Below are 24,683 nucleotides of genomic sequence, written 5' to 3'. Positions count from 1 at the left end.
TTATTGCCTCATTGAATCATGCACCGGGCTTGGTGTTTTCTTCTACCGGCACATGCATCCGGTCCCGATTCGCCAGGGTCGGGAACAGCTTGATCCACACCCCGGTCACCACCAGCGTACCAATCCCACCCATGACGACGGCGGGCACGGTGCCGAACCAATGGGCGGTGATCCCTGATTCGAACTCACCCAATTGATTGGATGCACCGATAAACAGGCCGTTGACTGCGCTCACCCGGCCGCGCATCTCATCCGGCGTTTCCAACTGCACGAACGAAGCCCGGATCACCATGCTGATCATATCCGCCGCGCCCAGCACCACCAGCACCCCCAGGGAAAACCAGAACGAGGTCGACAGCCCGAACGCGATGGTCGCCACGCCGAACACCCCGACTGCGGTGAACATCACGCGGCCGACCTTGCGGTCCACCGAGAAACGCGCCAGCCACAACGACATCAACAGCGCCCCCACCGCTGGTGCCGAGCGCAACAGGCCCAGGCCCCAGGGGCCAGTCAGCAGGATGTCCTTGGCGAACACCGGCAACAACGCGGTGGCGCCGCCCAGCAGCACGGCAAACAGGTCCAGGGAAATGGCGCCGAGGATGTCCGGCCGGCTGCGGATAAAGCGAATCCCGGCCAGCAGCGAATCCAGGGTGGCCTTGCCTTTGTTCAGCGGCGTCTGGCGCGCAGGCAGGTTCAGGGTCAAGCCGCAGGCGATCAGGTACAGCACCACCGTCGGGCCGTACACCCAAACGCTGCCGAACGCATAGAGCAAACCACCGAGGGCCGGGGCGACGATCGTCGCCAATTGCTGGGCCGATTGCGACGAGGCCACGGCCCGGGGGAACAGCGCGCTGGGCACGATACTCGGCAGCAGCGCCTGGGTGGTGGGCATTTCGAATGAACGCGCGGCGCCCAGCAGGAAAGCGAGGATGAAGATCATCTCGCGGGTCACGTTGCCGGTCAGACCGCCGATGGCCAGGGACAGGGCAATCAGCGCCTGTACGGTCTGGCAGATGGCGGCGACTTTGCGTCGCTCATAGCGATCGGCCACATGCCCGGTATGCAGCATGAACAGCACACGCGGCACGAACTCCACCAGGCCGACCAGCCCCAGGTCCAGCACATTGCCAGTCAGTTGGTAGAGGTTCCAGCCGATGGCCACGGTCAGCATCTGGAAGCCGCTGGCGGTAAAGATCCGCGCCAGCCAGAACGCGATGAAGGGGCGGTGGTGACGTAACAGCAACGCAGGTTCACTGGGCATTGGGAGTACAGATCGGGGCCTAAAGGAACGGCGAGATTAGCATCATGTTGTAACAAAGAGTTGCAATAACCCTGGTGAGGCAAGCTGTCACGCGGCAAAAGACCACACAACCGGGCAGCGCAAATGGGACTACTCTTTCAACGATGCTTGATCCAGATCAACACCCGCACCGGGATTGTTCTGGCGGCCGAAAGGCCAGATTCCCTACGTGACGGGTAAAAAAAGAAACGAATTGAAATTCGTCACACTCCATATCCGTGGGGGCAGTGGGTGCAGGCTCCGAGCCCGCAACCGGTATTACCTGACAGAGGAAGACTTATGTTCGGTTTGGAGGCGCTAGATCTCGCCCGAATTCAATTTGCGTTCACCATCTCGTTTCACATCCTGTTCCCGGCGATCACCATCGGCCTGGCCAGTTACCTTGCGGTGCTGGAGGGTTTGTGGCTCAAGACCCGTAACGACACTTACCGCGACCTCTACCATTTCTGGTCGAAGATCTTTGCCGTCAACTTCGGCATGGGCGTGGTCTCGGGCCTGGTCATGGCGTATCAGTTCGGCACCAACTGGAGCCGCTTCTCCGACTTCGCCGGCGCCGTCACCGGGCCGCTGCTGACGTACGAAGTGCTCACGGCCTTCTTCCTCGAGGCGGGTTTCCTCGGCGTGATGCTGTTCGGCTGGAACAAGGTGGGGCGCAACCTGCACTTCTTCTCCACCGTGATGGTGGCTATCGGTACGCTGATCTCGACCTTCTGGATCCTCTCATCCAACAGCTGGATGCAGACGCCCCAAGGCTTTGAAATCGTTGATGGCCGAGTGATCCCCACCGATTGGTTCGCCGTGGTCTTCAACCCATCGTTCCCCTACCGCCTGGCGCACATGGCTACTGCGGCCTTCGTGGCCACGGCGTTCTTCGTCGGCTCGTCGGCGGCCTGGCACCTGCTGCGCGGCAAGGACAATCCGGCGATCCGCAAGATGCTCTCGATGGCGATGTGGATGGCACTGATCGTTGCGCCTATCCAGGCGGTGATCGGCGACTTCCACGGCCTCAACACCTTGAAGCACCAACCGGCAAAAATCGCCGCAATTGAAGGCCACTGGGAAAACATCGGCGATGAACCCACGCCGCTGATCCTGTTCGGCTGGCCGGACATGAAGGCCGAAAAAACCAAGTACGCGGTGGAAATTCCTTACCTGGGCAGCCTGATCCTGACCCACTCGCTGGATAAACAGGTGCCGGCGCTCAAGGACTTCCCGCCTGAAGACCGTCCTAATTCGACCGTGGTGTTCTGGTCGTTCCGGGTCATGGTCGGCCTGGGCTTCCTGATGATTTTCACCGGGTTGTTCAGCCTGTGGCTGCGCCGGGGCGACAAGATGTATACGTCCAAGCCGTTCCTGTACCTGGCCTTGTGGATGGGCCCGTCCGGCCTGATCGCGATTCTCGCCGGTTGGTTCACCACCGAAATCGGTCGCCAGCCGTGGGTGGTCTACGGGCTGATGCGCACGGCGGATGCGTCCTCCGGGCATAGCCTGGCGCAGATGACCATCACCCTGGTGCTGTTCGTGGTGGTGTACTTCGCGCTGTTCGGTGCGGGCCTGGGTTACATGATGCGTCTGGTGCGCAAAGGGCCTGTGATTCAAGAAGAAGTCACCGAGCCGACCCATGGTGGTCCTGGCCAGAAACGTACACCGGCCCGTCCGCTGTCCGCTGCCGATGATGGCACCGACAACGACCACGACGACATCCAGCACAAGGGGAATTGAGATGGGCATTGATCTGCCGCTGATCTGGGCTGTGATCATCATTTTCGGGATCATGATGTACGTGGTCATGGACGGTTTCGACCTGGGGATCGGCATCCTGTTTCCGTTCGTACCGGGCAAGACCGACCGCGACGTCATGATGAACACCGTGGCACCGGTGTGGGACGGCAATGAAACCTGGCTGGTATTGGGCGGCGCGGGACTGTTTGGTGCGTTCCCGCTGGCCTATTCGGTGGTGTTGTCGGCGTTGTACCTGCCGCTGATCCTGATGCTGATCGGGCTGATCTTTCGTGGTGTGGCCTTCGAGTTCCGCTTCAAGGCCAAGGACCACAAGCGTCACCTGTGGGACAAGGCGTTTATCGGCGGTTCGCTGACGGCCACGTTCTTCCAGGGCGTGGCGCTGGGGGCGTTTATCGATGGGATTCCGGTGGTCAACCGCCAGTTCGCCGGAGGCTCGCTGGACTGGCTCACGCCGTTCACGATGTTCTGTGGCGTGGCATTGATCGTGGCGTATGCGCTGCTCGGCTGCACCTGGCTGATCATGAAAACCGAAGGCAAGTTGCAGGAACAGATGCACAACCTGGCGCGGCCGCTGGCCTTCGTGGTGCTGGCCGTGATCGGTATCGTCAGTATCTGGACACCGCTGACCCACCCGGAAATCGCCTCGCGCTGGTTCACCCTGCCGAACCTGTTCTGGTTCCTGCCGGTACCGGTGCTGGTACTGGTGACCATGTACGGGCTGATCCGCGCCGTAGCACGCAATGCGCACTACACGCCGTTCCTGCTGACGCTGGTATTGATTTTCCTGGGTTATAGCGGCCTGGGGATCAGCCTATGGCCGAACATCATTCCACCGTCGGTGTCGATCTGGGACGCCGCCGCACCGCCGCAAAGCCAGGGCTTCATGCTGGTAGGCACCCTGTTCATCATCCCGTTCATCCTGGGCTACACCTTCTGGAGCTACTACGTGTTCCGGGGCAAGGTCACCCACGAAGACGGTTATCACTAGGAGGGTCGCGACATGGCGGGCAAACCTTCGTTGCACGACATCGAACAGGCCGAGAAACAGCCGCTGTGGCGGCGTCTTGGGTGGTTGGCGATGATCTGGACCGGCAGTGTGCTGGCCCTGTTCATCGTCGCCAGCCTGATGCGCATGTTCATGAATGCAGCGGGCCTTACCACGCACTGACATCCCGATCCGGGCCGTGCGGCCCGGCTCTTTCGGCCCTGTTCTTCTATAGAAGGCAGGGCTTTTTTTATTTGCGCGCCTTGAGAATGACGAACTTGGGCGTGGCCGCCACCTGTTCGACGCCGCGGAACAGGCGCGCCAATTTGCTGTGATAACCCAGGTGACGGTTACCTACGATATACAACGCGCCGCCCACCACCAGGGCTTCCCGCGCCTGCTGGAACATGCGCCAGGCGAGGAAATCGCCCACCACCTGCTGCTGGTGGAACGGCGGGTTGCAGAGCACCACGTCCAACGACTGCGCTTGCTGGCCGGCCAGGCCGTCGTCGGCACGCACGATCACGTTGCGTTCACCCAGGGCGGCCTGCCAATTTTCGGTGGCAGACTGCACCGCCATGAACGACTCATCCACCAGGGTGTATTGCGCGTCGGGGTTGTGCAGCGCGCTGGCAATCGCCAATACGCCGTTGCCGCAGCCCAGGTCCGCCACGCGGGCGCTGCCCAGGTTGTTCGGCAGGTGCGGCAGAAAAGCGCGCGTGCCGATGTCCAGGCCTTCGCGGCAGAACACGTTGGCGTGGTTGAGCAGTTCGATGGCCGGCGTATCCAGCGTGTAGCGGGTAGGGTAGGGCGATACTGCCGCAGGGCGATCGGCAACCGTGGCGATCAGCAGCCGTGCCTTTTTGACCGCAAGCGTGGCGTGCATCGGCCCGATATAACGTTCCAGCAATTCACCGGCGGCACGTGGCAGGTGTTTGAGCATAGCCCCGGCGATCACTTCGGCGCCCGGCGCCAACTGCCCGTGCAGCCGAATCAACTGTTCTTCCAGCAGCGCCAGGGTTTTTGGCACACGCAGCAACACCCGATCGAATGGCCCGACCGGCGCCTGGCTGGCCGGCACGAAGGTCACTGCATCAAACGCTTTGCCGTTGCGCACCAGGTTCTTCTCCAGGCCCTGGGCGGCGAGGAACGAGTCCCCGCTGGAGGTCACCTGCACCCGGCCTTCAAGGCTGGCCGCAAGCGCGCCGAAGCTGTCATTGAGCACCAGCACACGGGTCGCCGCGTTGGGTTGCTGGCTGGCGAGGTGGCTGAGCAGGTACTCATCGGCGGCATCGAAGGCTTGCAGCGGGTCATTGGATTGCTCGGGCTGACGAATCAAATCGAGTTGAGCGAAGGGGCTGTCAAGCAGGGGCATGGCGGGAGAGGCTCTGGGTAATCGACGGAACCGTCTGAGTGAACAGCGAAGCAACCTCTGAAAGGGCAGCATCAACACTCAGAATTGGCCGTAAATGTTACTTTTTTTTGACCGCGATGACATGCGGTGTTTCTGGTCAGGGCTAAAACAGTCCTGCTTTAGAGGCACTGAGCACGGCCTGGATCTTATTGTGAACCCCCAATTTCTTGAAGGTACTGCTGATGTGAAAGCCTACCGTGCGCTCGGACAGGCAGAGAATCGCGGCGATCTCGGAAGCGGTCTTGCCCATGGCGGACCACTTGAGCACTTCCGTTTCGCGTGCGGTTAACTTGCTGGGCGCGTTGACATGGGTTTCGTCGGCGTATTTCTTTGCCACGACCGCATGCATCGCATGGCAGAGCCACAATACCTGGCCGGCTTTTTCGTAAAGCTCTTCAGGGCTGACCTCGTCTTTGCCACGCGCCAGGGTCAGCATGCTGAACACGCCCTGAAAGTCATGGACCGCTTGGGTCCAGCCTAAGTGAACGCCAGACGACTGAGCCAATTTCCACAACTGAGGCGCCTGACTGAAGGTCTTTTCGTTCCAGACAAGGGGCAGCACACTATTTTTACAATGGGATACAACGGGATCGATATCGAAGAAGTGCGCTTGTTGGTAAAGACTCCTCCATTCACTTGGATGATTACTAAGATGAATGGGCTCTGTTTGATTGCTTTGGGCCTGGGTACTCATCGTAAATGAGCAATATTGAAACCCCAGTTCGTAGGTGTGATTAACGACCATTTCAAACACGCTGGTGATTTCGCTCTCGCCTTCCAGCTTGGGCAGCCGTGTATTGCGCCATCTGACCATCGGTAACTCTCCACAGGTTTCCATGTGCCTTGGGTACGTCCAGATCCCAGTGCTGCTCGAAACCAAGTGTAGGAGAGGTCCTACAAATGAGCCTTAAAATATTTTTATTTGTTGGCGTGTTTTAGGCCTTCAACGCTGAACACGGAGTCAGCTTTTGTAAGGCGTTAGTGGGGGAGGACTTGTTTTTTCAAGAGCTTGTAAATGCTATCAAAATGACATCCCTTGCGGACTCGGCTTCAACTTGTGGTGTACTGCAAGTGCGTTAATAGCAAAATATTTAGTTCGATGCAGCGCGGCGCTGATTTGCCACTTTTGTCATAGCGCTGAAACATCGTCGCTGCTGGGATGGCGGTAATGCCAGTACAAATCAACGGTGTTTGCGCGGCCTGCTTTGAGGGACACTAAGGCCCTGTGCAAAACGGAGCCTCCCATGACGGCCAGTGCTGAGAAATTTACCCGCCAGACCTTGCTCGACGTGCAATCGCTGACCCCCAGCCTCTTCACCCTGCGTACCACGCGCGACGCCGGTTTTCGGTTTACCGCCGGGCAGTTCGTGCGCCTGGGCGTCACCAGGGCGGATGGCAGTACCGTATGGCGCGCTTACTCCATCGTGTCTTCGCCGTTTGACGAACACCTCGATTTCTTTTCCATTGTCGTTCCGGGGGGCGAGTTCACCAGTGAGTTAAGCCGCCTTAAGGTGGGCGATACCTTGCTGGTGGAGCGCCAGGCCACCGGCTTCCTGACCTTGAACCGCTTTGTAGATGGGCGTGACCTGTGGCTGTTGGGCACCGGTACCGGTGTGGCGCCGTTCCTGTCGATCCTGCAGGATTTCGAGGTATGGGAGAAATTCGAGCGTATCGTCCTGGTGTACAGCGCCCGAGAGGCCAAGGAGCTGGCGTACCAATCGCTGATCACTGAACTGGGCGCGCGTGAATACCTGGCCGACTATGCCCACAAGCTCATCTACATCCCTATCGTCACCCGTGAACGGCATCCGGGCGCGTTGAATGGGCGCATCACCACGTTGATCGAGAACGGCGAACTGGAGCGCGCGGCCGGCGTCGCGCTGACCCCGGAACACTCCCGCGTGCTGATTTGCGGCAACCCGCAGATGGTCGATGACACTCGCCAGTTGCTCAAGCAGCGCGACATGCAACTGAGTCTGAGCCGACGCCCGGGCCAGGTGGCGGTGGAAAACTACTGGTAAAAAAAAGGCGCCTCACGAGGCGCCTTTTACGTTGAACCGCAGCTCAGAGCGGTTTGTCATGCTGTGCCTTGAGCAGATCGCGGATCTCGCCCAGCAGCACTTCTTCCTTGGTCGGCGTCGGCGGCAAGCTCGGGGCTACGGCCTCTTCGCGCTTGAGGCGGTTGATGGCCTTTACACCCATGAAGATGGCGAAGGCGACGATCAAAAAGTCGACCACGCTCTGGATGAACTTGCCGTACGCCAGCACCACAGCGGGTACATCGCCTTGCGCGGCTTTAAGCGTGATTGCCAGGTCGCCGAAGTCCACGCCACCGATCAACAGGCCGAGCGGCGGCATCACCACGTCCCCTACAAATGAGGAAACAATTTTGCCGAACGCGGCGCCGATGATGATACCGACGGCCATGTCGACCACATTACCTTTGACCGCAAAGGCCTTGAACTCACTGATCACGCCCATAAGTTATTCCTTGTTACAGATGAGAAGGGTGGAGGTCAGTGTAAGTCAGTCGTAGCGGGCTCGCGCGACACAACCGTTAACACTGTTGGTTTTTATCGACACATTAAATCGCAATTAGTTTGCAAAGTGCCACCAATCGCGCGCGAAATACGCCGTATTTCAGCGGGTTACCATATTTTTTTCTCAATCGGCCCTGTGGTGTTTTTCTATTTATCTTCTGACCCGCAGGTCACTAGCCTCTGGCAAGCACAACTGAATGTGCACTAAAAAAACCAGAGGAAACCTTGATGAACATTTCAATCAACCGCAGGCCCGTGTCCGCGCGCCATGCGCTGGCGTTGGTGACCGCCAGCCTGCTGACCCTCTCCGTGCAGGCCGCCAACCTGACCCGCGATAACGGCGCCAACGTTGGGGATAACCAGAATTCGCAGACCGCCGGCGCCAATGGCCCCGTGTTGCTGCAGGATGTCCAACTGATTCAGAAGCTGCAGCGCTTCGACCGCGAACGCATCCCCGAGCGCGTGGTTCACGCTCGTGGTACGGGCGCCCATGGCACGTTCACCGTCACCGACAACCTCAGCGACCTGACCAAGGCCAAGGTGTTCGCCGCCGGTGAAGCCACGCCGGTATTCGTGCGCTTCTCGGCCGTGGTCCACGGTAACCATTCTCCGGAAACCCTGCGCGACCCACGGGGCTTCGCGACCAAGTTCTACACGGCAGAAGGCAACTGGGACCTGGTCGGCAATAACTTCCCGACCTTCTTCATTCGCGATGCCATCAAGTTCCCGGACATGGTCCACGCATTCAAACCGGACCCGCGCACTAACCTGGACGACGACTCGCGTCGTTTCGACTTCTTCTCCCATGTTCCAGAATCCACTCGTACACTGACCGAGCTGTACTCGGACTCCGGCACACCGGCCAGCTATCGAGAAATGGACGGCAATGGCGTACATGCCTACAAGTTGATCAACGCCAAGGGCGAAGTGCACTACGTCAAGTTCCACTGGAAGAGCCTGCAAGGCCTCAAGAATCTTGATCCGAAGCAAGTCACCGAAGTGCAAGGGCGTGACTACAGCCACATGACCAACGACTTGGTCACCCACATCAACAAGGGCGACTTCCCCAAGTGGGACTTGTACGTGCAGGTGTTGAAACCTGAAGACTTGGCCAAGTTCGATTTCGACCCGTTGGACGCCACCAAGATCTGGCCGAATGTGCCGGAGCGCAAAGTCGGGCAAATGGTGCTCAACCGCAACCCGGCCAATGTGTTCCAGGAGACCGAACAAGTGGCGATGGCCCCGGCCAACCTGGTGCCGGGTATCGAGCCGTCGGAAGACCGCCTGTTGCAAGGTCGAGTGTTCTCCTACGCCGACACGCAAATGTACCGCCTGGGCGCCAATGCCCTGCAATTGCCGATCAACGCACCACGGGTGACCGTCAACAACGGTAACCAGGACGGCGCGATGAATGTCGGCAAGACCACCACCGGCGTGAACTACCAGCCAAGCCGCCTGCTGCCACGGGATGAGCCGCAGACTGCGCGCTACAGCCAGTCGCCGCTGTCGGGCAGCACCCAGCAGGCGAAGATCCAGCGTGAGCAGAACTTCAAGCAGGCCGGTGACTTGTATCGCTCCTACAGCAAGAAAGAGCGTCAGGACCTGATCGACAACTTCGGCGGCTCCCTGGCGACCACGGATGATGAGAGCAAGCACATCATTCTCTCGTTCCTCTACAAGGCCGATCCGGAATACGGTACCGGCGTGGCCAAGGTGGCCAAGGGCGACCTGGCTCGTGTGAAAGCACTGGCTGAAAAACTGAGCGACTAACCGCGCCCTCCTGTAGGAGCGAGCTTGCTCGCGAAGAACTCAAAGGCAACGCATTTATCCAGGATGCACGCGTTATCGTTGACGTTTTTCGCCAGCAAGCTCGCTCCTACAAGGGGATATTTCTCAAGGATTTTGATCATGCGTACGTTCATATGGGCACTGCTGGCCTGCTGTTCGTTCAGTGTGCTGGCCGAACAACCCCCATCCAATGACCCTGGTGCGCTCAAGGCGCAGCTTCAGGATTATTATTTCGACGCCGCCCGCCGTGGCGATGTCGACATGCTCAACACCTTTATCGATTCCGGCTACAGCCTTAACACACAAGACGACAAGGGCTACACCGCACTGATCCTCGCCGCCTATCACGGCCAGGGCCCGTTCGTGGAGCGTTTGCTCAATGCCGGCGCCGATGCCTGCGTGCAGGATAAACGCGGCAACACTGCGCTCATGGGAGCCATCTTCAAAGGCGAGCTGAGCATCGCCCAGCGCTTGCTGGCAACCGACTGTAACCCTGACCAACGCAATGGCGCGGGGCAGACCGCCGCCATGTACGCCGGGCTGTTCAAGCGGGTCGAATTGCTGGGCGAATTGAACGCCAAAGGCGCCGATCTCAACGCCGAAGACCCCATCGGTAACACGGCTTCACGCTTGGCCAACGGCGAAATCCGGACCCCTGCGCCGCGCTGAGCTATCATCGCGGTTTTTCGGTTGGAGGTTCTCGAATGGCCAAGGCCAAGCGCATGTACGGCTGCACGGAGTGCGGCGCGACCTTTCCCAAATGGGCGGGCCAGTGCGGCGAGTGCGGTGCGTGGAACACCCTGACTGAAACCATGATTGAAAGCGGCGGCGCTGCGGCCCCTGCCGGGCGCACCGGCTGGACCGGGCAACAAGCGCAGATCAAGACCTTGGCCGAAGTCAGCGTCGAAGAGGTGCCGCGCTTCTCCACAGCCTCCGGTGAGCTGGACCGGGTATTGGGCGGTGGCCTGGTGGACGGCTCTGTCGTGTTGATCGGCGGCGACCCGGGCATCGGTAAATCCACAATCCTGCTGCAAACGCTGTGCAGCATCGCCAGCCGCATGCCGGCGCTGTACGTCACCGGCGAAGAGTCCCAGCAACAAGTGGCGATGCGCGCCCGTCGCCTGGGCTTGCCCCAGGACCAACTGCGGGTCATGACCGAAACCTGCATCGAAACCATCATCGCCACGGCGCGGATCGAGAAGCCAAAGGTCATGGTGATCGACTCGATCCAGACGATTTTCACCGAGCAACTGCAATCCGCCCCTGGCGGCGTCTCCCAGGTGCGTGAAAGTGCGGCGCTGTTGGTGCGCTACGCCAAGCAGAGCGGTACGGCGATCTTCCTGGTGGGCCACGTGACCAAGGAAGGCGCGCTGGCCGGGCCGCGCGTGCTGGAACACATGGTGGATACCGTGCTGTATTTCGAAGGGGAATCCGATGGCCGCCTTAGATTGCTGCGGGCGGTGAAAAACCGCTTTGGCGCGGTGAACGAGTTGGGTGTGTTCGCCATGACTGACCGGGGGCTGAAAGAAGTCTCCAATCCATCGGCGATTTTTCTTACCCGCGCCCAGGAAGAAGTCCCCGGCAGCGTGGTGATGGCAACGTGGGAAGGCACCCGGCCGATGCTGGTGGAGGTCCAGGCGCTGGTGGATGACAGCCATCTGGCCAACCCGCGCCGGGTCACCCTTGGGCTGGATCAAAACCGCCTGGCGATGCTGCTGGCAGTGTTGCACCGCCATGGGGGTATTCCGACCCACGACCAGGACGTGTTCCTTAACGTGGTCGGCGGGGTCAAGGTGTTGGAGACCGCGTCTGACCTGGCGCTGATGGCGGCAGTGATGTCCAGCCTGCGCAACCGGCCATTGCCCCACGACCTGCTGGTGTTCGGTGAAGTGGGCCTGTCGGGCGAAGTGCGCCCGGTGCCCAGCGGCCAGGAGCGCTTGAAGGAAGCGGCCAAGCACGGCTTCAAACGCGCGATCGTGCCCAAGGGCAATGCGCCAAAGGAAATGCCGCCGGGGTTGCAGGTGATTGGGGTCACGCGCCTGGAGCAAGCCTTGGATGCCTTGTTTGAGTAGCGCCCACACCACAAAACCAATGTGGGAGGGGGCTTGCCCCGATAGCGGTGTGTCAGGCACTTATAGGTCACTGATACACCGCCATCGGGAGCAAGCCCCCTCCCACATTTTGATCTGTGTTGGCTTCTAGCTTTCCAGCAATGCCGAATAGCCAAATTGTAGCCCTACGCCATCATTCGGCAGTTATTTCTGCTTTTTTTGCGCCGGCAAGGCTCTAGACCAACGTAGGGGGGTGGCCTTTAAGGCCAACAGCGCTAAACTCGGGCTGGCTGTCCTTTCTGTCCACCCTGGCTGGAATATAAAAATGAAAAATAATAATAGCCTGCTACGCCATCTACCCTGGCTGGTGCTGGCAATCGTAGGAGCGTGCGCCCTTGGCGTAGTGGCCTTGCGCCGCGGCGAGGCGATCAACGCCTTGTGGATTGTGGTCGCTGCAGTGGCCATCTACCTGGTTGCGTACCGTTACTACAGTCTGTTCATCGCCAATAACGTGATGCAACTGGACCCACGGCGGGCCACCCCCGCAGTGATCAACAATGATGGTCTGGACTATGTGCCGACCAACAAACACATCCTTTTCGGTCACCACTTTGCGGCGATTGCCGGCGCAGGCCCTCTGGTCGGTCCGGTATTGGCGGCGCAAATGGGTTACCTGCCCGGCACCCTCTGGCTGATCGCCGGCGTGGTGCTGGCCGGTGCGGTGCAGGATTTCATGATCCTGTTCCTGTCCACCCGGCGTAACGGCCGTTCCCTGGGCGACATGGTCCGTGAAGAAATGGGCCGCGTGCCGGGGACCATTGCGCTGTTTGGCTGCTTCCTGATCATGATCATCATCCTCGCGGTGCTGGCGCTGATCGTGGTCAAGGCCCTGGCCGAGAGCCCCTGGGGCATCTTCACGGTGATGGCGACCATCCCGATCGCGATGTTCATGGGCATCTACATGCGCTATATCCGCCCGGGGCGTATCGGTGAAATTTCGATCATCGGCGTGCTGTTGCTGCTCGGTTCGATCTGGCTGGGCGGGCAGATTGCCGCTGACCCGGTCTGGGCCAAGGCCTTCACCTTCACCGGGATCCAGATCACCTGGATGCTGATCGGCTATGGTTTCGTCGCGGCAGTGCTGCCGGTGTGGCTGATCCTGGCACCGCGTGACTACCTGTCGACCTTCCTGAAGATCGGCACCATCATCGCCCTGGCGATTGGCATCCTGGTCACCATGCCTGACCTGAAAATGCCGGCGCTCACCCAGTTCATCGACGGCACGGGCCCGGTGTGGAAGGGCGGCCTGTTCCCGTTCCTGTTCATCACCATCGCCTGTGGCGCGGTCTCCGGCTTCCATGCGCTGATCTCCTCGGGCACCACGCCCAAGCTGCTGGCCAATGAAGGCCACGCCCGTTACATCGGTTACGGCGGCATGCTGATGGAGTCATTCGTGGCCATCATGGCGATGGTTGCCGCGTCGGTGATCGAGCCTGGCGTGTACTTCGCCATGAACAGCCCGGCGGCGATCGTCGGTAGCGACGTTGTTACCGTGGCGCAGACCGTCAGCAGTTGGGGCTTTGCAATCACCCCCGAGGCGCTGTCGGCCGTGGCCCACGACATCGGTGAAACCACCATCCTGGCGCGTGCCGGTGGTGCACCGACGCTGGCGGTCGGTATCGCGCAGATCCTGCACAGTGTGCTGCCGGGTGAAAACACCATGGCGTTCTGGTACCACTTTGCGATCCTGTTCGAAGCACTGTTCATCCTGACGGCGGTCGATGCCGGTACCCGTGCCGGTCGCTTCATGCTGCAGGATCTGCTTGGCTCCTTCGTGCCGTCGCTCAAACGCACCGAATCCTGGACCGCCAACCTGATCGCCACCGCCGGTTGTGTGGCGATGTGGGGTTACCTGCTGTACCAAGGCGTGATCGACCCGCTGGGTGGCATCAACACCTTGTGGCCGCTGTTCGGTATCTCCAACCAGATGCTGGCGGGTATCGCGTTGATGCTGGCCACGGTTGTGCTGATCAAAATGAAGCGTCAGCGCTACATTTGGGTGACCTTGCTGCCGGCGGTCTGGCTGCTGATCTGCACCACCACCGCAGGCTTCATCAAGCTGTTCGACGCCAACCCGGCGATCGGCTTCCTGTCGCTGGCGAAGAAATACAGTGATGCCCTGGCCAACGGCCAGATCCTGGCCCCGGCCAAGAGCATCGATCAGATGCAGCATGTGATCTATAACGCCTATACCAACGCAACGCTGACGGCGCTGTTCCTGTTCGTGGTGTTCAGCATCCTGTTCTATGCGCTCAAGGTCGGCATTGCCGCCTGGGGTAACAAAGAGCGTACGGATAAAGAAGCCCCGTTCCAGGCTGTACCGGACGCATAAACGAGGATTGCACCCATGTTCAATGACATCAGTCGCCTCGGTAAATACCTCGGTCAGGCCGCGCGCCTGATGGTCGGCATGCCCGACTACGACACTTACGTCGAGCATATGCAAACCAAACACCCGGACAAGCCGATGATGGACTACAAGGCGTTCTTCCGGGAACGCCAGGAAGCCCGTTACGGCGGCAAGGGTGGGCCCAAGTGCTGCTGAATTAAAGTAGCACCCCTTGTGGGAGGGGGCTTGCTCCCGATAGCGGTGTATCAGTGCCACATGAGTGCCTGACACACTGCTATCGGGGGCAAGCCCCCTCCCACATTTGTTTCTGTGTTTCTTCAAGGAGAATTTCTTTTGTCCTCTCCCATTCCCGTCACCGTGCTCAGCGGCTTCCTCGGCGCTGGCAAGACCACCTTGCTGCGCCACCTGCTCAAGGCCGAACACGGCTTGAAGATCGCCGTGATCGAAAACGAATTCAGTGACGCCGGCATCGACACCCAACTGCTGGGCGCCGAGCCGGTGCAAGTCATGACCCTGTCCAACGGCTGCGTGTGCTGCACCATCCACACCGACCTGACCAAAGCCCTCTACCTGCTGCTTGAGCGCCTGGACAGCGGCGAGATCGCCTTTGACCGCCTGGTGATCGAGTGCACCGGCCTGGCAGACCCTGCGCCCGTGGCGCAGACGTTCTTCATCGACGAGGAACTGCGCGACCGTTACATCCTCGACGGCATCATTACGCTGGTGGACGCCGCCCACGCCGAGCAACACCTGGCCCAGACCATCGCCCAGGCACAGATCGGTTTTGCCGACCGCCTGCTGGTGAGCAAGCGCGACCTGGTAGACGATGCCACCTTCGACGCCCTCAGCGAACGCCTGACCCGCATCAACCGCCGCGCCCCGATCCGGGTGGTGGACCATGGCGCCATCGACCTGGCCGAACTGCTCGATGTACGAGGCTTCAACCTCAACGCCGGCATGAGCCTGCGCCCGGTCAGCGCGGCGCCGTCCATCGACCGCATCTCCAGCCTGGTGCTGCGCACCGACCAGCCGCTGGATATCGACCGCCTCAGTGAGTTCATGAACGAATTGCTGGAAGACCACGGCAAGCAATTGCTGCGTTACAAGGGCGTGCTGAACATTGCCGGGGAAGAGCGACGCATGGTGTTTCAGGGCGTGCTGAAGCTCTATGGCTTCGACTGGGACACCGAATGGGCCGAAGGCGAGGCACGGGAGAGCGTGATTGTGTTTATTGCCGATGAGTTGCCGGAGGACAAAATTCGCGAAGGTTTCGCCAAGGTCCACCAACCCTGACCTGAAATGCGATCAAAAAATGTGGGAGGGGGCTTGCTCCCGATGGCAGTGTGTCAGGCACTTATCTATTACTGACCCACCGCTATCGGGAGCAAGCCCCCTCCCACATTTGATCGCATTTCACATTCAAACAGCCATAAAAAAAGCCCGGCTTAAGAGCCGGGCTTCTTGTTCAAACCACTGCTATCAAGCGCCGTACACCGGCAGCTTCTTGCAGATAGCCTTGACCTTCTCACGTACCGCGTCGATCACGGTTTCGTTGTTCAGGTCCGCCAGGATGTCGCAGATCCAGCCGGCCAGTTCCTTGCACTCTGCTTCCTTGAAGCCGCGAGTGGTCACAGCCGGGGTGCCGAAGCGCAGGCCGGAGGTGACGAATGGCGAGCGTGGGTCGTTCGGCACGGAGTTCTTGTTCACGGTGATGAAGGCTTTGCCCAGGGCAGCGTCAGCATCTTTACCGGAAATGTCCTGCTTGATCAGCGACAGCAGGAACAGGTGGTTTTCAGTCCCGCCGGACACCACGTCATAACCGCGTTCGATGAACACGCCGGCCATGGCCTTGGCGTTCTTGACCACTTGTTCCTGGTAGGTCTTGAACTCAGGCTGCAGCGCTTCCTTGAAGCAGATCGCCTTGGCGGCGATCACGTGCTCCAGCGGGCCACCCTGGGCGCCCGGGAATACCGCGGAGTTCAGCTTCTTCTCGATCTCGGCGTTGGCGCGCGCCAGGATCAGGCCGCCACGTGGACCGCGCAGGGTCTTGTGGGTCGTGGTGGTGACCACGTCAGCGTAAGGCACCGGGTTCGGGTAAACGCCGGCAGCAACCAGACCGGCCACGTGGGCCATGTCGACGAACAGGTAGGCGCCGACCTTGTCCGCGATTTCACGGAAACGTGGGAAATCCAGGATCTGCGAGTAGGCAGAGAAACCGGCCACGATCATTTTTGGCTTGTGCTCGACCGCCAGGCGCTCGACTTCGTCGTAGTCGATCAGGCCGTTGGCATCGATGCCGTATTGAACGGCGTTGTACAACTTGCCCGAGGAAGAAACGCTGGCGCCGTGGGTCAGGTGACCGCCGTGGGCCAGGCTCATGCCCAGGATGGTGTCGCCACCTTGCAGCAGGGCCAGGTACACCGCGCTGTTGGCTTGGGAACCGGCGTGCGGCTGGACGTTGGCGTAATCGGCGCCGAACAGCTCTTTTGCACGATCAATGGCCAGTTGTTCAACCACGTCGACGTACTCGCAACCACCGTAGTAGCGCTTGCCTGGGTAGCCTTCGGCGTACTTGTTGGTCAGAACCGAACCTTGAGCCTCCATCACCGCAGGGCTGGTGTAGTTTTCCGAAGCGATCAGCTCAATGTGCTCTTCCTGGCGCACGGCTTCTTGCTCCATGGCGGCGAAGAGATCGGCGTCGTACTTGGCAATAGTCAAATCACGGCTGAACATGGCGGTCCTCAAGGATCGGGGCAGAAAAGGAGGGCATTCTAACCCAATGGGTTTTAGATGGCATATGAAAGGACATCATGTCGCGGACAAGCGGGGCTCATCTGGAATCGTGAGTGAATGTGCCACCGCAATCGGGAGCAAGCCCCCTCCCACATTTGGAATGCATTTCAATGTGGGAGGGGGCTTGCCCCCGATGAGGCCATCAGCCCCGCACAAAATCTCAGTCGAACATGAAGAGCGCATCATTACTGAACTGCGCCTCGAACCGGCTCGCCGGCATCGGCCGTCCGAACAGGTAACCCTGCACCTCATCGCAGCCATGCTCGCGCAGGAAGTCCAACTGCTCGTGGGTCTCCACGCCCTCGGCGATGACCGCCAGGTTGAGGCTGTGGGCCATGGCGATGATGGCGCGGGCGATCTGCGCGTCCTGCTCGCCGGAGGGCAAGCCATCGACGAACGTGCGGTCGATCTTCAACACGTCGATAGGGAATTGCTTGAGGTAGTTGAGCGACGAATAACCGGTGCCGAAGTCATCGACTGCAATGCTCAGCCCCAGGTTTTTCAGGCTGGCGAGGATCTGCAGGGCTTCGTTGACTTCGCGCATCAGGATACTTTCGGTCAGCTCCAGCTCCAGGCACGCCGGCGGCAGGCCGGTGTCCTTGAGGATGGTGGCGATGCGCGTGCCCAGTTGCCCGTCGGAGAACTGTCGCGCCGAGATGTTGACCGAGACTTTCGGCACCCGCACTTTGTTCTGGTGCCAGGTCTTGAGCTGACGACAGGCTTCGCTGATCACCCAGTCGCCCACGTCCACCACCAGCCCCAGTTCCTCCAACACCGGAATGAAATCCCCCGGCGGCACCAGGCCCCGGCGCGGGTGGCGCCAGCGCAGCAGGGCTTCGGCGCCGGTCAGGCGTTTGCCGTCGCCGCTGAACTGCGGTTGGTAATAGAGCACGAATTCGTTCTGTTCCAGGGCGTGGCGCAGGTCGCTTTCCAGCTCCAGGCGTTCCAGGGCGCTGGCGTTCATGTCGGCCTGGTAGAACTGGAAGTTGTTCTTGCCGCGCTCCTTGGCGTGATACATCGCCGTATCGGCGTTTTTCATCAACTGGCTCAGCTCGTTGCCGTCCTGGGGGCTGAGGGCGATGCCAATACTAGCGGTTACGAAGAACTCGCGACCCTCCAGCACGAATGGCTTCACCAGGCTGGCCAGAATCTGCTCGGCCACCGTGATCGCGCGGTTCAGCGCCAGTTCACGGCTGACGCGCGGTTGCAACAGCAAGGTGAACTCGTCGCCACCCATCCGCGCCACGGTGTCGTCTTCGGCCACGCAACCGAGCAGGCGCGTGGCCATTTCCTTGAGCATACGGTCGCCGGCGGCGTGGCCCAGGGAGTCGTTGATCGGCTTGAAGCGGTCGAGGTCGAGGAACATCAACACCACCCACGACTTTTGCCGCTCCGCCGACTGCAACGCGGTGTGCAGGCGGTCCTGGAACAAGGTGCGGTTGGGCAGGTGGGTCAGGGCGTCGTAATAGGCCAGGCGGTGGATGCGCTGTTCACTGGCCTTGCGCTCGCTGATATCGCTGAAGAAACACACGTAGCTGGCCAGGTCGCCTTCATCGTCGAACACCGCCGTGATGCCGACCCAGGCCGGGTAGTGCTCGCCATTGCGGCGCTTGAGCCACACTTCGCCTTCCCAGGTGCTGTGCTGGTGCAGTTGCTTGAGCACGTAGCGCAGGTGGGCTTCTTGCTGTTCGTCGACGGTGAGCATGTTTGGCAGTTGGTCGAGCACATCGCTCACGGCGTAACCGCTGACCCGGCTGAAGGCCTCGTTGGCCTGCACGATGTAGCCGGCCGGGTCGGTGATCAGGATGGCCGAGGTGGAGTGTTCGAACACCGTGGCCGCCATGCGCAGGTCTTTTTCGGCGCGGCGCTGCTGGCTGATATCGCGGCCCACGCCGAGGATGCCTTCAAACGCGCCATGTTCGTCCCACACCAGCACCACGCGCAGCTCGATGGGCACTTTGCGCCCATCGGCGCGCAGGCAGTCGAACAGGAACAGTTGGGTCTGCACCTCGTCGCGCAGGCTGTTCAGCGCTTCGGGGTTGCCCACCGCGCGGCTGACCTGTTCCATCAGCCCATAAATACCGCTGAGCTGTTGCGGGTTGGCGATGATCGACTGCCAGCCATTCTTGAACACCCAGTCCACGTCATACCCCAGTACGGCGTTGACCGAGGGGCTGACGTAGTTGAGGGCCAGTTGGCTGTCGGTGGAACAGATCACGTCACTGATGCTTTCGGCCAGCATGCGGTAGCGCTGTTCGCTGTCACGCAGGGATTCGCTGGCCTCGATCTGATCGGTGATGTCCTTGGCCACGCCGATGATCCGTGTGACCACCGCCGACGTGTCCCTGGCCAGGGCCTGTTCGCGGATGTCGAAGCGTCGCCACTGGTTATTGCGGTGACGAAAGCGCAGCTGGCAGTGCAGTTGGGTGGTGTAAGCCACCTGGCGTTGCTGTTGACGCAAGTCGTGGTAATGCTCGGCGTCTTCGGGATGCAGCAGGATTTCCCAGAAATACTCGCCCATTTTCTGCAGTTCGGCCTTGTCGTAGCCGAGGGTATGGCCCAGGTGATGGTTGCTGAAAATCATGCGCTGGCTGATCACGTCCTGCACATACAGGTGGTCGGGCACGGTGCGTACCACATCCGACCAGAAACTCTCGCGCTCGACCAGCGACAGCTCGATCAGCTTGCGACTGGTGATATCGCTGATGCTGAGGATCACCGCCTTGACGTCGTCCTGCTGTTCCGGCAAACGCATCACGAGCCACAGGTACTGGTCATTGCCCGCCACATCGTTGAGCTGGATTTCCAGCTCCAGCTGTTTTTGCCGGGTCAGTACGGCTTCCAGCACCTGGTAGCCGATAGACGTGGCATTGCTCGGGCAATCGTCAATCAGGCGCTCCCAGGCCTGCTCGCAGGACGCCACGTTCAACAGGCGCACCGCCATCTGGTTGACCTCGGTCACGCGCAGCTCTTTGAGCAGTTTGCGCCGCTCAGCGGGGTTGGCCCGCAACCAGGCGTGCAATTGCTCGCGGCCCTGCACCTGGGTCTTGTCGCAGAACGCCTTAAACCCCGAAAGGTCGAGCACGCACAGGGCCACGCCGGTGCCTTCGAAAATATCCTGATAACGCCGCCGGCCTTCGTGCACCTGGCGCTGACGGCGGCGCATGTTCAGCAACACGATCACCGGGATCAGCGAAAAAGCCAGGCCCAGCAGGCATTTGCCGATAAACGCCGGCAGCAGTTGTTCGAGCACCGCGCTGCGGTCGAACAGCCCGCGCAGTTGCCAGTCGCTCTTGCTCAACGGCGTGACCAATACGCTTTTATTCAATTCGTCCGGGGTCAACGCACCGGCCCACGGAGCCGGCATGCCGTTGTCACGGCTGACCACGCGCTGGTTCAGGCGGTTCTCGATCGCCCACATCGGGCGCTGGCCCTGGGCATCCTGGCGAGTCAGGTTGGCCAGGTAGGTGGGCGCCAGGCGCAGCGCCCAGTACATCTTCGAGCCGCCGCTGGGCTGGTGCAGCAACAGATAAATCACGTTGCCGTCGTTGTCGTTGCTCAGGTAATAGGATTGGGCGTGGCTGCGCTTGACCAGTTCCTGGAGCAGGGCGCTGTCCTGGCTGTCGTTGGCGGTGTCGCTGATTAATGCGCCGCTGGGGGCGAGCAGGGCGACGCTGCGCAGTTCGGGCAATGAGCGCTGCAACGTGAGGATCAGAGCCTGGTGTTGTTCGGCGTTGCGCGGCGGCTCGACGATCGGCAGCAGATTCAGGGCAATCTGTGCGCTCAAGGCCATGTTCTGGCTGATCTGCTCGGCCAGGTCGGCGCTGTAGTCGATGGTGTATTGCTGCTGGTTTTTCTGGTTTTGCTGCAATTGATCAAGCAGTTGCCAGAACAATAACGCGAGCAACATCAGCACAAGCGTCGCCAATGCGCCCTTGAGGGTGCCGTGCAGGGGCGCTCCCGGCGCTATATGAGCGGCGCGCAAGGGAGTAGGCGACGTGACTTTGGACAAGCTGTAATCCTGCGGTTTGGCTGGACTGGCGCGCGACGTGCACTATAAGCCGGACGCCCGGAGGGCGGCTAGCATGCCTTGAGTTGTGGCAAAGTGCCAGTCCCGCCTGGCGGGACTAAAGTACAGCGTTGGCGTGGAACACGCTGTCCGCCAGCCGGGTCAGGATTGCAAGGGTGAACAGGCTGATAACCACAGAAGCCGTGCGGTTGATGATATGCGATGTCAACCAGGCGTACCCGCCCCGTTTGATGCGGGCGCCGAACAGCACCCACGTGCATCCCACCGGTATCACCACCAGTGTGAACTGAGCGACGAACTGCACGTACAAGGACAAATCAACAAACGTCTGGATCGGCACGATGAACGAAACGATCAGCAAACCCTTGGGGTTGATCAGCGTCAGCATAAAGAAATGCAGTTTGGACACACGTGCTTCAGGCGCAGATTTGAGTGTTTCGTCGGGATGGCGCCACAGCAGGTATGAAGTCCTGATCAAATAACAGACCGAGGCGAACTGCACCACTTTCAGCCCCCACGGCGCACTGTCGCCGATATGGCTGAACAGGTAGCCCCAAAAGGAGATTTGCGCCAAGTAGGCCAGGCATTCCAGCAGGCTCAGCGGCCAGGCACGCCTGAACCCCGTGAGTATCCCCGAGCGCAACAGCAATGTGTTGGTGGGCCCCGGCATTAATAGCAGCAATCCCAGTGCGGATATGGCACCAAGCATGGACGTGGTCTCCTGGAACCTGGTGGGCATGGCCGGCTAATCTAACAGATAGATTTCGATACGCTCGGTCAGTTAGGTTAACCTTGAGGATTACGAATGCTATGTACAGCGCCATGACGCTACGTAGGCCTGTTCTCACATTTCCAAGAGGTCCACATTTTGGCTCAATACGTCTTCACCATGCATCGGCTGGGAAAAGTTGTTCCGCCGAAGCGGGAAATCCTGAAAAACATTTCACTGTCCTTTTTTCCGGGCGCCAAGATCGGCGTGCTCGGCCTTAACGGTTCGGGTAAGTCCACGCTGCTGAAAATCATGGCCGGCGTCGACACCGAGTTCGAAGGCGAAGCCCGCCCGATGCCCGAACTGAACATCGGTTACCTGCCCCAGGAGCCGATCCTGGACCCGACCAAGACCGTACGTGAAGTGGTCGAGGAAGCGGTCGCTGTGATCAAGAACGCCCAGGCCCGCCTGGACGAGGTCTACGCCGCATACGCCGAGGAAGATGCCGACTTCGACAAGCTGGCTGCTGAACAGGCCAAGCTCGAGGCGATCCTGCAGGCCAGCGACGGTCACAACCTGGAGCGCCAGCTGGAAGTCGCCGCCGACGCGCTGCGCCTGCCGGCGTGGGACGCCAAGGTCGAATTCCTGTCCGGCGGTGAAAAACGCCGCGTGGCCCTGTGCCGCCTGCTGCTGTCGGCTCCCGACATGTTGCTGCTCGACGAACCGACCAACCACTTGGACGCTGATTCTGTCGCCTGGCTGGAACACTTCCTTCACGACTTCCCAGGCACCGTGGTTGCGATCACGCACGACCGCTACTTCCTGGACAACGTCGCCGGCTGGATCCTCGAGCTCGACCGTGGCGCCGGTATCCCTTACGAGGGTAACTACTCCGGTTGGCTGGAAGCCAAGTCCGACCGTCTGGCCGCCGAATCCAAGCAGCAATCGGCCCATGAAAAAGCCATGAAGGAAGAACTGGAGTGGGTGCGCAAAGGCGCCAAGGCCCGCCAGTCCAAATCCAAGGCCCGTCTGCAGCGCTTTGAAGAAATGCAGTCGCAGGAATTCCAGAAGCGCAGCGAAACCAACGAGATCTACATCCCGGCCGGCCCGCGCCTGGGTGACAAGGTCATCGAATTCAAGAACGTGAGCAAAGGCTACGGCGACCGTGTGTTGATCGACAACCTGTCGTTCTCCATGCCAAAAGGCGCAATCGTCGGCGTTATCGGCGGTAACGGTGCGGGTAAATCCACGCTGTTCCGCATGCTGATGGGCAAGGAAACCCCGGACTCCGGCAGCATCGAGATCGGCGAAACCGTGCAACTGGCCTGTGTGGACCAGAGCCGCGACGACCTCGACGGCAGCAAGACGGTGTTCCAGCAGATTTCCGACGGTTCCGACCAGATCCGTATCGGCAACTACGAAATTCCGTCGCGCACCTATGTCGGCCGCTTCAACTTCAAGGGCGGCGACCAGCAGAAGTTCGTCAAGGACCTGTCCGGTGGTGAGCGTGGTCGCTTGCACCTGGCCCTGACCTTGAAAGAAGGCGGCAACGTCTTGCTGCTCGACGAACCGTCCAACGACCTCGACGTTGAAACCCTGCGCTCCCTGGAAGAAGCCCTGCTGGACTTCCCGGGCGCCGCCATTGTGATCTCTCACGATCGGTGGTTCCTTGACCGTGTCGCGACCCACATCCTGGCGTACGAGGATGATTCGCAAGCGGTGTTCTTCGAAGGCAACTACACCGAGTATGAAGCCGACCGCAAGAAGCGTTTGGGCGACGCTGCGGCCCAGCCGCACCGCGTACGCCACAAGAAACTGGCCTGATTCGGCAACAGGCGCCGCCTCGGCAGCGCCTGTACGGAGCAGCCTGTAGAAAAATACCCCTCGCGCAGGGGTATTTTTTTGCCCGGATTATGCCAGCGGCGCCTGCGCCGGCCGGTCTTGCAGCAATTCACCGACCACCCCCATGAACGCCTCGACCAACAGCGAGCGTGACTGTGAGCGCGTGAGGATCAGCAGGTGGACCCAGGCTTCGGGGTCTGCCAACGGTCGGTAGACCACGCCTTGCCTGGCCAGGGTGCGAGTGCACTGGGGCACCAGCGAGACACCCTGGCCTGCCGCCACCAAGGCGATGATCGAGGTGATCTGGCGCCCCGCAGGGCCCGGGCGCAGCGCCAGGCCGTGGCGTTGATACAGGTGCTTGATGGAACCGTTGAGACCTGAACCGTAATCGCTGGGGAACAGAATCAACGGGAACTCGCTGAGCTGGGCGAGGGTGACTTCGTCCTGGCCAGCCAATGGGTTGTCGCTGCAAAGCGCCGCCACCAGGGGTTCTTGCCCCAACGACAACACCTCGACGTCGGTTTGCCCGGGCTCCGGCAGCAGGCGGCTCATGCCGATGTCGATGCGGCCGTCCAGCACATGCGCGTGCAGGCTGCCGGAAGCGCTTTCCACCAGGGTCAGTTGCACCTCGGGAAAACGCTGGGCGAAGGCTTGCAGGGTTTGGCTGAACAGCTCCGACAGCGCGATCGAGCTGGCAAACCCCACGACCAGTTGGCCGGTCGAGCCGGCGGCCAGCTTGGCGGCAATGTCCTGCGCAAGCCGGGCGTGCTCCAGCGCCGCGCGGGCATAGGGTAGAAAGTGCCGGCCCTGGGCGGTCAGCGTGACCGTGCGGCTGGTGCGGTCAAACAGGCGAAAGCCGAGCTCGGTTTCCAGGGCCGAGATCTGCCGGGTCAGGGGCGGCTGGGCAAGGTGCAGGCGCTGGGCTGCGCGACCGAAGTGCAGCTCTTCGGCGACCGTCAGGAAGTAACGTAACTTGCGTAGATCAAGCATTCTGTTTCCTGGGTATTGATCGGTCCGAATTCGGTATTGGTATTCGCCACGCTGCGCATTCTATAAAGATCCTCGACAATAAGAC

Annotated in this window: 19 protein-coding genes; 11 read left to right on the top strand and 8 right to left on the bottom strand. The window is 60.5% G+C overall.

What is annotated here, in order from left to right:
* Nucleotides 1-16: 16 nt before the first annotated feature.
* The gene (locus tag C4J93_RS23030) at nt 17-1,264 is read right to left on the bottom strand and encodes an MFS transporter (protein ID WP_124430554.1); all 1,248 of its coding nucleotides are present in this window, start codon (nt 1,262-1,264) and stop codon (nt 17-19) included.
* Nucleotides 1,265-1,582: 318 nt separating this feature from the next.
* On the opposite strand from C4J93_RS23030, the gene C4J93_RS23025 reads away from it, so the two are divergent.
* From C4J93_RS23025 to C4J93_RS23015, 3 genes are read left to right on the top strand one after another with little or no spacing between them, the layout of a single operon-like run.
* Complete coding sequence (locus C4J93_RS23025) at nt 1,583-3,025, top strand: cytochrome ubiquinol oxidase subunit I (protein ID WP_124430553.1); 1,443 nt, start codon at nt 1,583-1,585, stop codon at nt 3,023-3,025.
* Between the two features lies 1 nt (nt 3,026).
* On the top strand, nt 3,027-4,034 hold the full coding sequence (cydB, locus tag C4J93_RS23020) for a cytochrome d ubiquinol oxidase subunit II (protein WP_124364495.1): 1,008 nt from the start codon (nt 3,027-3,029) through the stop codon (nt 4,032-4,034).
* 12 nt (nt 4,035-4,046) lie between these two features.
* On the top strand, nt 4,047-4,214 hold the full coding sequence (locus tag C4J93_RS23015; protein ID WP_065886906.1) for a DUF2474 domain-containing protein: 168 nt from the start codon (nt 4,047-4,049) through the stop codon (nt 4,212-4,214).
* Between the two features lie 67 nt (nt 4,215-4,281).
* On the opposite strand, the gene C4J93_RS23010 is transcribed toward C4J93_RS23015, so the two are convergent.
* Together C4J93_RS23010 and C4J93_RS23005 are read right to left on the bottom strand one after the other, a co-directional pair.
* Complete coding sequence (locus C4J93_RS23010) at nt 4,282-5,406, bottom strand: class I SAM-dependent methyltransferase (RefSeq protein WP_124430552.1); 1,125 nt, start codon at nt 5,404-5,406, stop codon at nt 4,282-4,284.
* A gap of 142 nt (nt 5,407-5,548) precedes the next feature.
* Nucleotides 5,549-6,259, bottom strand: coding sequence for a LuxR family transcriptional regulator (locus tag C4J93_RS23005; RefSeq protein WP_124430551.1), 711 nt, complete (start codon nt 6,257-6,259; stop codon nt 5,549-5,551).
* Nucleotides 6,260-6,689: 430 nt separating this feature from the next.
* Between C4J93_RS23005 and C4J93_RS23000 the strand changes: the two genes are divergently transcribed.
* Nucleotides 6,690-7,466, top strand: coding sequence for a ferredoxin--NADP reductase (locus C4J93_RS23000; RefSeq protein ID WP_124430550.1), 777 nt, complete (start codon nt 6,690-6,692; stop codon nt 7,464-7,466).
* A gap of 43 nt (nt 7,467-7,509) precedes the next feature.
* Here C4J93_RS23000 and mscL read toward each other — a convergent pair whose 3' ends face one another.
* Nucleotides 7,510-7,926, bottom strand: coding sequence for a large-conductance mechanosensitive channel protein MscL (mscL, locus tag C4J93_RS22995; RefSeq protein WP_124368428.1), 417 nt, complete (start codon nt 7,924-7,926; stop codon nt 7,510-7,512).
* Between the two features lie 287 nt (nt 7,927-8,213).
* Between mscL and katB the strand changes: the two genes are divergently transcribed.
* The 6 genes from katB to yjiA all read left to right on the top strand — a co-directional run bounded on the left by katB (nt 8,214) and on the right by yjiA (nt 15,527).
* The gene (gene katB, locus C4J93_RS22990) at nt 8,214-9,755 is read left to right on the top strand and encodes a catalase KatB (protein WP_124430549.1); all 1,542 of its coding nucleotides are present in this window, start codon (nt 8,214-8,216) and stop codon (nt 9,753-9,755) included.
* A 138-nt stretch (nt 9,756-9,893) separates the two neighbouring features.
* Nucleotides 9,894-10,442 (top strand): ankyrin repeat domain-containing protein, encoded by a 549-nt coding sequence (locus tag C4J93_RS22985; RefSeq protein WP_124430548.1) that lies wholly within the window; start codon nt 9,894-9,896, stop codon nt 10,440-10,442.
* A 35-nt stretch (nt 10,443-10,477) separates the two neighbouring features.
* The gene (gene radA / locus C4J93_RS22980; protein WP_124368425.1) at nt 10,478-11,845 is read left to right on the top strand and encodes a DNA repair protein RadA; all 1,368 of its coding nucleotides are present in this window, start codon (nt 10,478-10,480) and stop codon (nt 11,843-11,845) included.
* 304 nt (nt 11,846-12,149) lie between these two features.
* Complete coding sequence (locus C4J93_RS22975; protein ID WP_124364489.1) at nt 12,150-14,216, top strand: carbon starvation CstA family protein; 2,067 nt, start codon at nt 12,150-12,152, stop codon at nt 14,214-14,216.
* A gap of 15 nt (nt 14,217-14,231) precedes the next feature.
* Nucleotides 14,232-14,429, top strand: a complete 198-nt coding sequence (locus tag C4J93_RS22970) for a YbdD/YjiX family protein (protein WP_003176208.1) — start codon at nt 14,232-14,234, stop codon at nt 14,427-14,429.
* A gap of 138 nt (nt 14,430-14,567) precedes the next feature.
* Nucleotides 14,568-15,527 carry a GTPase gene (gene yjiA, locus C4J93_RS22965; protein WP_124430547.1) on the top strand — a complete coding sequence of 320 codons (960 nt, stop codon included), beginning with the start codon at nt 14,568-14,570 and terminating at the stop codon, nt 15,525-15,527.
* A gap of 186 nt (nt 15,528-15,713) precedes the next feature.
* Here yjiA and glyA read toward each other — a convergent pair whose 3' ends face one another.
* The 3 genes from glyA to C4J93_RS22950 form a co-directional block, all read right to left on the bottom strand.
* Nucleotides 15,714-16,967, bottom strand: a complete 1,254-nt coding sequence (gene glyA, locus C4J93_RS22960; protein ID WP_124430546.1) for a serine hydroxymethyltransferase — start codon at nt 16,965-16,967, stop codon at nt 15,714-15,716.
* 220 nt (nt 16,968-17,187) lie between these two features.
* Nucleotides 17,188-21,039 (bottom strand): bifunctional diguanylate cyclase/phosphodiesterase, encoded by a 3,852-nt coding sequence (locus tag C4J93_RS22955; RefSeq protein WP_124430545.1) that lies wholly within the window; start codon nt 21,037-21,039, stop codon nt 17,188-17,190.
* Between the two features lie 115 nt (nt 21,040-21,154).
* On the bottom strand, nt 21,155-21,766 hold the full coding sequence (locus C4J93_RS22950) for a LysE family translocator (RefSeq protein WP_124371922.1): 612 nt from the start codon (nt 21,764-21,766) through the stop codon (nt 21,155-21,157).
* 159 nt (nt 21,767-21,925) lie between these two features.
* Between C4J93_RS22950 and ettA the strand changes: the two genes are divergently transcribed.
* Nucleotides 21,926-23,590 (top strand): energy-dependent translational throttle protein EttA, encoded by a 1,665-nt coding sequence (gene ettA / locus C4J93_RS22945; protein ID WP_124368420.1) that lies wholly within the window; start codon nt 21,926-21,928, stop codon nt 23,588-23,590.
* 87 nt (nt 23,591-23,677) lie between these two features.
* Here the strand turns inward: ettA and C4J93_RS22940 are convergent, their stop codons facing one another.
* The gene (locus C4J93_RS22940) at nt 23,678-24,598 is read right to left on the bottom strand and encodes a LysR family transcriptional regulator (protein WP_124430544.1); all 921 of its coding nucleotides are present in this window, start codon (nt 24,596-24,598) and stop codon (nt 23,678-23,680) included.
* Between the last annotated feature and the right edge of the window lie 85 nt (nt 24,599-24,683).

It is taken from the genome of Pseudomonas sp. R2-37-08W (assembly GCF_003851705.1).
In the GTDB taxonomy this organism is placed as follows: Bacteria; Pseudomonadota; Gammaproteobacteria; order Pseudomonadales; family Pseudomonadaceae; genus Aquipseudomonas.
The sequence above is the reverse complement of the archived record's forward strand: the minus strand, read 5'-3'. Positions and strand labels throughout refer to the sequence as shown.